At 41.2% G+C, this 13250-nt stretch carries 10 protein-coding genes; 2 read left to right on the top strand and 8 right to left on the bottom strand.

Going from position 1 to position 13250, the window contains the following annotated elements:
- Positions 1–2: 2 nt before the first annotated feature.
- From MOJ78_RS01960 to MOJ78_RS01930, 7 genes are all read right to left on the bottom strand, one after another.
- Complete coding sequence (locus MOJ78_RS01960) at positions 3–941, bottom strand: hydroxymethylglutaryl-CoA lyase (protein ID WP_304979553.1); 939 nt, start codon at positions 939–941, stop codon at positions 3–5.
- A gap of 118 nt (positions 942–1059) precedes the next feature.
- The gene (locus MOJ78_RS01955; RefSeq protein ID WP_304979552.1) at positions 1060–2262 is read right to left on the bottom strand and encodes a CaiB/BaiF CoA transferase family protein; all 1203 of its coding nucleotides are present in this window, start codon (positions 2260–2262) and stop codon (positions 1060–1062) included.
- A gap of 22 nt (positions 2263–2284) precedes the next feature.
- The gene (locus tag MOJ78_RS01950) at positions 2285–3466 is read right to left on the bottom strand and encodes an MFS transporter (protein ID WP_304979551.1); all 1182 of its coding nucleotides are present in this window, start codon (positions 3464–3466) and stop codon (positions 2285–2287) included.
- An 89-nt stretch (positions 3467–3555) separates the two neighbouring features.
- Positions 3556–5493: a TRAP transporter permease gene (locus MOJ78_RS01945; RefSeq protein ID WP_304979550.1), complete on the bottom strand. Its 1938-nt coding sequence runs from the start codon at positions 5491–5493 to the stop codon at positions 3556–3558.
- 28 nt (positions 5494–5521) lie between these two features.
- Positions 5522–7189: an L-aspartate oxidase gene (locus tag MOJ78_RS01940; RefSeq protein ID WP_304979549.1), complete on the bottom strand. Its 1668-nt coding sequence runs from the start codon at positions 7187–7189 to the stop codon at positions 5522–5524.
- A 96-nt stretch (positions 7190–7285) separates the two neighbouring features.
- Positions 7286–8257, bottom strand: a complete 972-nt coding sequence (locus tag MOJ78_RS01935) for a TAXI family TRAP transporter solute-binding subunit (RefSeq protein ID WP_304979548.1) — start codon at positions 8255–8257, stop codon at positions 7286–7288.
- 124 nt (positions 8258–8381) lie between these two features.
- Complete coding sequence (locus MOJ78_RS01930; RefSeq protein ID WP_304979547.1) at positions 8382–9152, bottom strand: IclR family transcriptional regulator; 771 nt, start codon at positions 9150–9152, stop codon at positions 8382–8384.
- Between the two features lie 276 nt (positions 9153–9428).
- Between MOJ78_RS01930 and MOJ78_RS01925 the strand changes: the two genes are divergently transcribed.
- Both MOJ78_RS01925 and MOJ78_RS01920 read left to right on the top strand, forming a co-directional pair.
- Positions 9429–10685 carry a 3-isopropylmalate dehydratase large subunit gene (locus MOJ78_RS01925; protein ID WP_304979546.1) on the top strand — a complete coding sequence of 419 codons (1257 nt, stop codon included), beginning with the start codon at positions 9429–9431 and terminating at the stop codon, positions 10683–10685.
- Positions 10675–11172 (top strand): 3-isopropylmalate dehydratase small subunit, encoded by a 498-nt coding sequence (locus tag MOJ78_RS01920; RefSeq protein ID WP_304979545.1) that lies wholly within the window; start codon positions 10675–10677, stop codon positions 11170–11172. Before MOJ78_RS01925 ends, MOJ78_RS01920 begins: the two co-directional genes overlap by 11 nt.
- A 364-nt stretch (positions 11173–11536) precedes the next feature.
- Here MOJ78_RS01920 and MOJ78_RS01915 read toward each other — a convergent pair whose 3' ends face one another.
- Entirely contained in the window at positions 11537–12892 is a 1356-nt protein-coding gene (locus MOJ78_RS01915; protein ID WP_304979544.1) for a dipeptidase, read from the bottom strand.
- Positions 12893–13250 lie beyond the last annotated feature (358 nt).

The raw sequence follows: 13250 nt of genomic DNA, 5'->3' as shown, positions 1-13250 counted from the left end.
CATTACCCTAGTTTCTCCTGTCCTTTTGGCTTAATGTGTAAGTCGGAGTTTTTTCCAGCTTTCAATAGGAAGCTGTTTGTGTATGGTTTGTGCTGCTGCTCTAGTGATCTTGCTACTGAGATGACCTTGTCTAGGTCGATCCCAGTTTTAATGCCCATTTCCTCAAATCCATGGATGAGGTCCTCAGAGGCGATGTTTCCACTTGCATTAGGTGCGTATGGACAACCCCCAAGTCCTGCTACTGAACTATCAAAATCGGTCACTCCAACTTCTAGCCCTGCTACTGCATTCGCAAAAGCCATGCCTCTCGTATTATGCAGGTGCATGGAAAACCGCATTTCTGGGAATTCTCTTCTCAGCGCTCCGATTACTTTTTGAACTTGAAATGGATTGCCCATACCTGTCGTATCAGCCAAAGAGAGGTCATTGATCCCAAGCTCCAGATATTTCTCGCAAATCATCAATAACCGGTCTACTGGTACGAGACCTTCATATGGACAACCAAACGCCACAGAGATTGAACCTGAAACAGCAACTTGACTATCTTCAGCTCTCTCCACCAATGGCACAAATCCGTCCATAGCTTCTACTGTTTTACAGTTTGCATTACTTAGGCTGTGGGAATCAGTTGCTGACAGCATTAACTTCACCTTATCCACACCAGCGTTAATCGCCCGCTCCAGTCCTCTCAAGTTCGGAACCAAAGCTCTCAACTTCACATTATTTTTCCTCGAAATTTGCGTAACCACTTCCTCAGCATCCCTTAACTGCGGAATTGCCTTAGGGTGGACAAAAGATGTGACCTCGATTTGTTTGTATCCACAATCAATTATGTCGTTTATAATTTTTATTTTATCAATGCTATCAATCGAATTTGGCAAACTCTGAAATCCATCCCTTGGACAAACTTCTGTAATCGTTACTTCTCCCGGCATTTGCATCCAAACTCCCCCTTTGAATCACCTTATTTCATCAACGGCCTCTATTTCCTCTGGGGTGTCTAAAAAAGAACTTTAGCTCCCGTTATGATTCTGCAACAGCTCTAACCGGCTTTCGTTTTTATATCACTTTATTTTCTTTCAGGGATTCTATTTCCTCTCGGCTATACTCCAATAAGGAACCTAGGATTTCTTCATTATGTTCCCCTAAATCTGGACCAGAGTGTTCCACAGATCCTGGTGTTTGAGAGAATTTCGGAACAACTCCTGGCATTTTCACTTTACCTAACCGTGGATGACTGACTTCAATAATATTTTCTCTTTCCTTATAATGCGGATCTTCGAAAATATCTTTTATACTTTGAATTGGACTCACCGGTACGCCATGTTCGTCCAACAGCTCTTGAAGCTCAGCCCGAGTCATCGTTTTTACCCAATCTGCCACAATACCATTCGTTAAATTAAAGTTCTGTAACCGGACTGAATTCGTATAGAAGTTTTCATCCTCTAACATGTCCTCTCTTCCCATCGCTTTAGCCAAGCGTTCAAAGGTACGATCAGAGCTTGTAACCAAAACTACCCAATGATCATCTTTAGTTTGGAAAGTCCCAGCCGGTGCAGAATGTCCACTCAGTCCTGGTGAACGCTCCTTTACAACATCATTTTGATCGTATTCGGCAACTAAAAATTCCATCATTCTAAAAACGCCCTCATACAAGCTGACGTCTACAGACTGTCCCTCTCCGCCATCCGTTGCATCCCGGTAATATAGTGCTGTTGTCGTGGCAAATGCGACATAGATTCCTGTTATATAATCGGTTAATGAAAAAGATGGGCTGATTGGCGGACGGTCAGGATAGCCATGTAAATAAGTAAACCCACTATATGCTGTTGCAGGCGTACCGAATCCGGCTTTATGTGAATTGGGGCCTGTTTGCCCAAAGCCTGTCACTCTGATCATGATCAAATCAGGGTTTTCTTTTTTCAAATCATCATAGCCTAAGCCCCATTTTTCTAACGTCCCTGCCCTGAAATTTTCTATAATAACATCTGTCTTTTGAGCTAACTTCTTTAATATATTCTTTCCCTCTTCCTTATGGAGATCGAGGGTTAACGATTTTTTATTCCTCGCCAACCCTGGCCACCGCAGAGGTTCTTCCCCATGAAAAGGTCCTAAATTCCTTAAAGGATCGCCTTTCCCCGGCAGCTCGATTTTAATGACTTCAGCACCAAAATCGCCGAGCAATGTTGCCCCAAAAGGAGCGGCAATTACAGTTGATAAGTCTAATACTCTTACTCCTTTTAATGGTCCCCTTTGACTCATAGTTTTACGTCATCCTCTCCATTTATGTTGTTGATGCCTGATGAGATTCTTTACTGCTTATCTTTGTTTTTGTTGCACCTGTTAAAATAAAGATGCCAATAATCAAAAATATAGTTGAAATATTGGTGAATTCTGCGATCATCCCCAAAATAACTGGTCCAGATAGTTGGGTAAAACGATTAGCTGTTAAACGCAAACCCAGTCCTTCCCCAATCCGATTTCTCGGTAAAGCATGCATCGTTGTTGATATTGACAATGGTTGACCGATTCCCAATCCCATTCCTAGTAAAAATGATAGGATAATGAGAATGACACTATTACCAAAAAACGAGATAGCTATAAAGCACAAACCGGAGCACACAATCGACCCAATCACGACAATATTCCGTGTGAATCTCCGAATTAAATAAGGCATGGACCACCGGATCAAAATGCCAGCTGCCGCATTGATTGAAATTACGATGCCGATGACTGTGCTTGAAAACCCATATTCCAGTGCCAACAACGGAAAATAAGCAATGAAGATATCTTTTCCAAGTAAGACTAAGACACTGATTAAGATCGCTTTTTTGATGTTTGATATTTTTAATAATGAAAAAGAAGATTGTAATCCTGACGCACTACGTACACCAGATGCTGAATGTTCCTTATTTTCAGCCAGCAATAAAGCCACAACCCCACCTAGAATCGCAATACATCCTGAAATGCCAAATGCTGCTGGGTATCCCCATTCGTCTGAAATGATTCCGCTTAACAGCGGGCCCAAAAAACTCCCGATCGCAACACCAATACTGAACCGCATCAGCTGTCGATCACTTTCAGATTCATCTGTAAAGCTACCGATAAACGACTGTGCGGATACAGCAAAAATCGTTTGCGTAATCCCGGCGATGATTTGAGAGAGATAAACTCCTATTAGATTCGGCATGAACATCGGAATCATTATCGCAACTGACCCAAATAACGTACTGAAAATCAAAGGTATCCGGTAACCAAATTTATCAACCATCTTACCTAGCCTTATTGCTAGCACAAGTGGAAGTAATGGAAACAACGCAATGATAATTCCGATTTGAAGCGGACTCGCATTTAATTCATAAGAATACAGTGAGACTAAAGGCCGTGTTCCAATAATTCCAAGCATAAATAACAACGAGGTAAGTGTAATTATGTTTCCTTTTATTGAACGTTTAAGTTGTTTCAACGTCCTTTTCACCTTCATTCCAACCGCTTATATCACGGGCATCATCGGGCCCTTTGGATAACCTCTCTTTTTTAACTCATCATACAAAGTTAACCATTTACCGCTTTTTGTTCGGTCACGCTTTGAACACTATTTATTTTTCTCCAACTATTTAATAAGACTAATAGGAAAACCACTATACCAGCGATTTCGGTATAGACGGAAAAGGTACTGATCAATAGAAAAGCTGAAATACCCAATAGTACCTGTTCGTAGATAGCTATATGTGTCAACAAATATCTTTCCAGCGAAGCACTAACAGCGAACACTCCGATTAAAGCCGTTACAAACACAGGCGCAACACTCATGAACGTAGACTCTGGACTGATCATTAAGTCAGGTGAATAGATAAACATATAAGGAATGATAAACCCAACGATAGCCAACCTAAGAGCTGTCACTCCTGTTTTAATAGGGTCACTACCGGCTAGGCCTGCTGCTGCATACGCTCCTATCGCAACCGGAGGAGTTACAGTTGAAAGGATCCCGAAGTAAAAGACAAAGAAGTGAGCGTAGATCGGTTCAATTCCTAACAGAATAATGGCAGGCGCTGCAATGGCACTAGTTAAAATATAGTTTGCCGTTGTCGGCAATTCCATGCCAATTAGAATACAAATGACCATCGTTAGCAATAATGTCGTGATTAGAAAGCCGCCACTTAAATCCAAAATCGCTGCACCGGCTGCTAAAATGGCTCCCGTTAAGGATGTTACACCGATGATGATTCCGATAATCGCACAAGCACTCGCTACAGGAATTGCATTTAACGCTCCATCCACCATTGCTTTGATGAGGTCTTTTACATTAATCCGTGTATGTTTTCTAAACGAACTGAAGATAATCGCAAGTAAAATTCCCCATACACCCGCATACATGGCGTTATACCCTTCAATTAACATGTAGATCAACCCGATAATTGGGGCTAACAGGTGCCCATAATCTTTTAATACACCCCATACGCTCGGTAATTCGTCTTTGCTTAACCCTTCCATTCCTAGCTTTGTTGCTCTCAAATGAACGGTGATTAAGATACCCGCAAAATATAAGATGGCCGGGATGAGGGCATAACCTAAGATATGAACAAACGGAATGCCTAAAGCGTCTGACATGATAAAGGCTGCCGCTCCCATTACTGGAGGCATGATTTGCCCCCCGGCAGATGCGGATGCCTCGACTCCACCAGCAAAGTGTGGTCTAAAGCCGATCTTTTTCATTAGTGGAATGGTAAAGCTACCGGTTGTCACAACATTTGCGGATGTACTGCCGCTGATTGATCCCATAAAAGCACTTGAAATTACCGAAACCTTTGCGGGACCGCCTTTTGTATGACCGGCTAGAGCTAACGCGATATCATTAAACAGCTTTGACATTCCCGTTACTGATAAAAAGGCTCCAAATAGAATAAACAAATAAATATAAGTGGAAGAAACACCTAAAATTTGACCGTATATACCTTCTGTCGTTAAGTAAAGGTGCTGGATCACCCGTTCAGCATCAAACCCGCTATGCTTTAGAGGCCCAGGTATCATCCGACCGATAAAAGCAAAAACAATAAAAACAATTGCCAAAATCGGAAGTGCTTTGCCAATCGCTCTTCTTGCTGCTTCAATAACGAGTAGTATATTGATTGCTCCGACTACAATATCCACATTGTTATGTAGTCCCCCAGAGGCTACCAAACTAGGAAAGCGGAATGTAATGTAAAGAGTTGATGCAGTTGAAAGCAACATTAATAACCCATCAACGATCGTTAAACGATTGCTTGCCGATTTTTTTGTTGCTGGGAACAACATAAATACTAAAAACAATATGAAAGAAAGGTGGATACTCCGTTGTATGATCGGTGACATTGTGCCAAAAGCAGCTGTATATAATTGAAATCCAGATAATAAAATCGTGATAATCGTTAATGACAGCTTCCACTTACCCGTAAATTGCCTTCTTTTTTTCTTGTTGCTTTCGTCCTCTTTCTTTTTTTGCTTTTCCAAGACTTACACCTCCCTATACTTTTCACCATCAGACACTATGGGAACGCTTATGTTCTAATGCAACAAAATGAATATCTGCAAGTTCCTGATTCTTAAAATATTCGAAGTTACCGAGAAAGTCCTCTGTTTCAAATGGAAAGTCCTTTCTCCAGTGTGAACCTCTGCTTTCTTCACGTTTAATCGCACCTTGAAGTACCAATTGCCCTACCGCTACCATATTAGAAAGCTCGAAAAAGGAAAGTGTCTGTTTCGCACTCGTAACCGGAGCGCTTTTTAATGACCTTTGAATGTCATCTAGCGTTTGCAAGCCTGAACGTATAGTACTCTCATCCCTTACAACGGACGCACTCTCCCACATCACGTTTCGAACTATTTCTTTTGCTTTTGCAATATCAAGTCCACCATCATCATTTTGTACAAATAAGGACGAAATTTCTTGATCCCAATCAACATCTTCCCGCTTACTGTTTAAAGAGTGTTTAGCCGCAGAGTCCCCGGCAATCATCCCAAACACGACAGTATCTGCAATTGAACTACCTGATAGACGATTCGCTCCATGTGCGCCAGTCGCTGCTTCCCCTGCTGCGTACAATCCAGGCACATTGCTTTCACATTTTTCATTTATTTTTACACCGCCAAGGAAATAGTGTGTAGTAGGCGATACAATGACATAATCTTTAGATGGATCGACATCTTTTTTCCTTAGTTGGTTACAAAAATGAGAGTATTTCGATTCGAGTACGTCTTTTGGAATCCCGCTACAATCAAAATAAACCCCGCCCTCAATGCCATTTCCTTTTTGGACTTCTTGGAATATCGCTTGAGCCATCTTATCTCGAGTCGCCTCTTTGTCTCCGCCTTCGACATAGTTATGAACAAATAATTCACCGTGCTTATTCCGCAAAACAGCTCCGTCCCCGAACAATGGATTAGAGGCTGGCATTTTGACGGGTTTGATCATCATCGTTGGATAAAATTGCACAAATTCCATATCCTTCAAAACCGCACCGACATCAAATGCCAATGCGTAGGAATCACCCGTAATCCCTACCGTATTGTTATTTTGGGAGAAGATATTCCCTGCTCCCCCGTTTGCTAAAATAACCGATTTCGAAGAGATTTCGATGATATTACCCTTTTTCACATCTATCGCAACTGCCCCGACGATTTTGCCTCGTTTTCGTATCAACCGAACAACCATGGTTTGCTCAATTAATTGTATATTTTTTTCTTTCACACTATTAAGAAGGGGCTTCATAAACGATAGTCCTCTTGTCATATAAGAGTAGCCGTCCCAGATTGTCGGCACTGACCTTGGGTGGGAATGTCCTGGTGGTTTTCTTTTCACATATTTATTCTCTTGTAAAAAGAACTCCATTCCGTAGTCTTCTAGCCATTGAATCGTTTTGCCAGACTCTTTAGCTAGTAATCTAGTTAAATCTCGTTGGTTGATTCCTTTACCAGATCGGATTAAATCTTGATAATAGACCTCTTCAGAATCCGGATTCCCCTCTTCAGGTACAACGACTGAAAAAGCTGAACCGGATACTATCGTATTTCCACTTTTTCCTGCCTTCTGTTTACAGACAACGGTGACATCTACACCTTGCTTTTCTGCTTCTAAAGCTGCAATTAACCCTGCAGATCCACCACCGATTACCAATACATCCGTTTCTAATTTGCTTCTCTCAAACATTTAGTTCCCCTCCAGGAATAAATTATTTGAATACTTGCCTTAATATAATAGGAAACCAAATCAATGGTTTCCTATACTCTATTGAACCCTATTTCTTTATTGTGTACCGACTTCTTCAAAGTACTTTTTCGCACCAGGATGCAATGGAACTGACATTCCTTTTGTCGCATCCTCAACTTTTGTTTGTTTGAAGTATTTATGGTGTCCTTGTAAGGTTTCTATATTTTCAAATATTTTTTTCGTAAGTTCATAGACTAAGTCTTCTGACATATCTTCTGTCGTAACTAAAAGAGAAGACCCTCTGATTGTTTCAACGGGTTCATCCTGACCTTCATATGTACCTGCAGGAATGGTTCCTTCCCCAAAGTCAGGATTCTCCTCTACCATTTTTTCAATCGTGGCTTGATCCATAGATATTAACTTGACTTCTCCTGTGTTAATCAAGTCAGTCACTTGTGAACTTCCAATTCCCGTTGCATAAATATGTGCATCCACTCGACCTGTTTTAAGTCCTTCCGTAGCATCTTGCCTTGTCCCATGAACCGCTTCGTAATCTTCTGGACTTATTCCATATACACCTAGCAATTTATTGGTATTGACCTGGATCCCTCCGCCAACTGGACCTACTGCAATTTTCTTTCCTTTTAAGTCTTCTATGGTTTCGACTCCGGCGTCTTTTCTTACTAAAATATGAAAAGAATTAAAATAGATCGCGGTCACACCTCTAAGAGACTCGACAGCTCGTCCATCAAATTTCTCTTTCCCTTGATAAGCATTTTTTAGAGGACTCGATTGAATTAAAGCAAATTCAAGATCACCGGAACCTAAAAAGTTGGCATTTTCGGATGATCCTCCTGTAGCTTGAGCACTCGCATTATACCCGTCCATTTCATCATTGACCATTTGAGCAATCGCCGCACCAAGCGGGAAAAAATTCCCTCCCATACTTGCTGTTCCAACCCTTAAAAATTCCCCCTCGCTGCTGCCGCTTTCAGCTGAAGAGCAGCCTGATAATACAAATGACAAGAGTAACACGCCAATGAAGCTTACCAATATACCTTTTCTCATTTTTATTCCTCCTAGTTTAATAGTTTTTATTCAAAATCAACTAATGGATGGACTACTATTCGTAGGACAAAATGATGTAATTGCATAGATGTAATCGCTTCCAAAACAATCAGTAAGAACCTTTCTACGTTTTGATTGGTTCCTGCACAACATACCCTAACCTTGAAGAAATGGATTTCCCAGCACCTATAACATCTTCTATAAATTGAGCGATCTTTTCATCCGTAAACCTGATCGATGGGCCCGAGATCGTAATCCCGGCAATGACGTTCCCAGTATGATCACGAATCGGTGCTGATACGGAGGCGGTTCCATCAAGTCTTTCATTTACACTCGTTGAATAGCCTTTTTCTCTTATCGTAAATAATTCGATCTTTAGATTGTTGATGTAATCATGTGGTGTCTGGTGATCTTTGGCGATGTTCAATATCTCAATGATCTGATCTGGTTCGCAGAATGCCAAAAGCAATTTACCTGAGGCCCCTCTATATAGCGGCAAAAGCAATCCTACCTCTGAAACCTTTCTTAAGGCATGCTTTCCGTCAATCTTTTCAATGCAAACCCTGTTATGGCCCTGGATGATGTTAACATTGACCGTTTCGCCTGTTTTCTCTGCTAAATCCTTCATGACCGGCAAGGCGCTGTCTCTTAAATTAAATGACTCCTGCACGACATTGCCTAGCTCCAATAATTTAACACCAAGCTTGTATTGATGGCTCTTCTCATCTTTTTCAATGAACCCTTTATGCTCCAATGAAGCGAGTAATCGAAATGAGGTAGACTTTGTAAGACCTGTGATCCCGCAAATTTCTCCGATGGACAACTGGGACTTTTTTGATGAGAAACAATTTAAAATCTCTAAGGCACGATCAACTGCCCTGACAACTTCACTCATAAAACTTCCTCCTAACACTTATGGAAAACCATATAATGGAACAACAATTCGGTTTTATGTATTTATGTTCCGATTGGTGGTTTGTTGTTTCACTAGATGGGTTGAACATATGTATAGACTAAGATAAAAATAACCCTATGTCAACGCATTATTTGAAATTTTCTAAACTATTAAAATAGATTGACTATTATCACGTTATACCGTACAATGAATCACAATTCCACCTAGTGGTTTTTAACTAAGTGACATTTCATCTAAAGAAAGGAGTCTTTTTTAATGGGTCAAACCATCGTTGAAAAAATCATTTCACAACATGCAGACAAACAAATGTTTCGTAATGAAATCGCAATTGTCAATGTTGATGGAGTCATGGCAACCGATACAACTGCTCCTTTGACGATTAAAGCGTTTAAAGAAATGGGAAAAGATAAGGTTTGGGATGCTAGTAATGTCACATTTGTGATCGACCATGCCTCCCCTCCCCCAAATGAAACAATCGCCAACCTTCATGATTTTATGAGAGTATTTGCAAAGGAACAAGGCATCAAGCTTTATGATGTAGGTGAAGGGATTTGCCATCAATTAATGATTGAAAATGAGCACGTCAAACCTGGTCAACTATTTCTAGGAGCTGATTCTCATTCATGTACATATGGGGCTATTGGGGCTTTTGCGACAGGAGTCGGCTCAACAGATTTGGCAGGAGTGATGCTTACCGGGCAAACGTGGATAAAGGTTCCGGAAACCATCAAAATCGTACTAAAAGGCGAATTGAAACCTAACGTTTCTGCAAAAGATCTCATCTTACATATTGTCGGTAAAATCGGAATTGAAGGCGGAACGTATAAAGCGTTAGAGTTTACCGGTGACGCACTTGAGAATTTAAGCCTGGATAGTCGTATGACCGTTGCAAATATGGCTATAGAAATGGGGGCAAAAGCAGGGTTCGTCCATACAAAAGGACTTGAACTTCCGTACGAATTTGAACATATCGAACCAGATACGGACGCAGTGTATGAAAATGAATTTATCTTTGATGTTTCTGAAATTGACGCAAAAATAGCCCTTCCACATTCTCCCGATAACATCAGATCCATTTCAGAAGCGCTAGGTACTCCAATACAGCAAGCGTTTCTCGGAAGTTGCACAAACGGTCGGTTAGAAGATTTACACGTGGCAGCAAACATATTAAAAGGTAAAACGATACACACGGATGTACGATTGTTAATTGCTCCAGCCTCAAAGAAAGTTTATTTAGATGCGGTGAAGGATGGAACGGCGGAAATACTAATGTCTGCAGGGGCGACTTTCTTGAATTCAGGATGTGGCCCATGTGTTGGAACACATCAAGGAATACCTGGGAACAATGAAAACATCATCTCATCAACAAACCGAAACTTCCAAGGTCGGATGGGGAATAAGAACTCTAATATTTACTTAGGATCACCGGCTACTGTTGCTTCATCTGCTTTATATGGGAAAATTACCGATCCGAATTCGATTACCGAGGGGGTATTGTCCAATGAAGCTTAGAGGAATGACGCACTCATATGGGGATAACATTGATACGGACAGAATCATACCAGGGAAGTATACGAAAACACTTAATCTAGACGATTTAGCCGATCATGTCTTAGAGGATTTAGATCCAGACTTCCGAAACCGGGTAAAACAAGGGGATATTGTCGCAGGTGGAGACAACTTCGGCTGCGGTTCATCTCGTGAGCAAGCCCCACTTGCCTTAAAAACAGCTGGTGTTTCCGCTGTAGTAGCAAAATCATTTGCCCGTATTTTCTTTCGCAATGCAATCAACATCGGATTGCCTGTCATTGAATTAAAAGACCACAATATAGAAACCGGCCATCATATCGAGGTAGATTTAACAGAAGGAATTGTTAGTAACCTTTCAACTGATGAAGTGCATCAAGGTACTCAAATACCTGATGTGATGGTGAACATATTGAACGAAGGCGGATTAGTCAATTACCTTAAAAAGTATAAAACCTATCGCGTTAATTAACTCAACTTTCTTCTTGAAAGTTGGGTTTTACTTTGTAGGTAACTTTTCTTGGGGGGATATGACAAACTATATTCAAAAAGGGCTTCCAAAAAGTGTAGTAATACAATGGACGTATCAGGCCGCCGGCAAAAATGAAAGAGGATGCTTCACAAAAAGTCAGCGAGACTTTCGGAAACATCCTCAATTTCGGAATTTCAAATTAAATGTTATTGAAATGTGACTTTTTGGTATTCCGCCTGGGCTGCAATCTTATTGATCCCTTACGCATGCTGGTCAATCTTTGCACGTACTTATCCTGGAAGATTTACCGGATGAATCGATAAGCCGTTAAACATTAGGACCCTGAATGTAAATGGTCTAAATTTTAGTTGGATAATGATTGTAAATATTCACAAACAGTTTCGATGCCCTTTGTAAAGTTCTCCAAGTGAAAATGTTCATTAGGGGCATGCAGATTTTCTGAAGGTAAGCCAAAGCCCATCAATACAACTGGCGACTCGAGCACTCTTGCGAAAACCTCCACGATCGGAATCGAACCACCTTCTTTTGGGAAGAGCGGACGGACTCCGTACACTTTTTCGTAGGCTTTGGCAGCTACTTGAATCATTGGATCCTGTGAATTGAGAGCAACAGCCTTTGCTTGAACAAACTGATTCATCTCCACTGATGCGTAATCTGGCGTGATCGTTTGAATATGTTTTTCAATCAGACGATACACATGATTCGGGTCCTGGTCTCCTACTAGACGACAGCTGATTTTGCCATTCGCCTCACTAGGAACAATCGTTTTAAACCCTTCTGCTGCAAACCCTCCACCGATACCGTTGATTTCGAGCGTTGGCCGGATACCTGTTTGTTCGTTGAACGTATACCCTTTTTCACCATATAAAGCGGTCATACCAAGCTCTTTCTTCATTTTGTCTTCGTTAAATGGAATTTCGGCTATTTCTTGCTTCAGTTTGTCTGTAACGGGTGGTACCCCTTCATAAAAGCCTTCCACTGCAACTCTTCCATCTTCATCGTGTAACGAGGAGAGAACGTCGACTAAAACATGGACGGCATTTGGTACACCGCCACCGTATGTGCCGGAATGCAAGTCGGTATTCGCTGTTTCCACTTTCACTTCCATCGCGAGTGCGCCTCGTAAAGATGTACAAATAGCAGGTTGCCCTTCTTCAATAAAGGATGTATCTGAAATGACGACCGCGTCCGCCGCTAGCATGTCCTTATTTTCCTCAATAAATGGCGGCAGGTTCGGGCTGGCGATTTCTTCTTCCCCTTCAATACAGAATTTGACGTTGACTGGTAATGTGCCATTTTCACTCATCAACAGTTCTAACGCTTTGATATGGATGAACAACTGACCCTTATCATCGGTTGCCCCTCTCGCGTAAATCTTATTGTCTCTAATCACTGGTTCAAATGGTGGTGTTTCCCATAGTTCAAAAGGATCTGCAGGCTGGACATCGTAATGACCATAAATTAGGACAGTCGGTTTCCCTTCCGCATGTAACCAGTCCCCATAAACAATCGGATGCCGTTCTGTCGGGATGATTTCTACGTTGTCCATGCCGGATTTCTTTAACGAATCGGCTACCCATTCCGCCCCAGCTTGAACATTTTCTTTATGTTCAGATAATGAAGAGATACTCGGAATCTTTAAAAACTCCTGAAGTTCTTTAATAAAACGATCTTTATGTACTTGAATGTCATCTTTCATATTGAACCCTCCAAAGAAGTTTATATTGGACCATGCTTAATTTGATATTATTATAGCGATACACGAACTGAATGTCTTTGGGAAACATTCGCTCTCGTCCGAATCGAATTATGCAGCAGAATTTGTAGATATTTCTCGGGAAATTGTTGAAATTTGAAAAATAGTGCGTAGCGCCAGCATGAAATTTCGTCATATCGCCGGGCGATATGAACATCTGTTAAGGACCTTTTAGTTGAATCATATTGCTGCCCTTGTAAGTCCATGTATCACAGTACCCTTTTGTATCGCCTAGCGATATAAGCACCCTGTTGTCTGCCAAGACTCACATCCATTCCATATTCTCTTTATACGCTTTTCT

It is taken from the genome of Alkalihalobacillus sp. AL-G (assembly GCF_030643805.1).
GTDB lineage: Bacteria > Bacillota > Bacilli > Bacillales > Fictibacillaceae > Pseudalkalibacillus.
The sequence above is the reverse complement of the archived record's forward strand: the minus strand, read 5'-3'. Positions and strand labels throughout refer to the sequence as shown.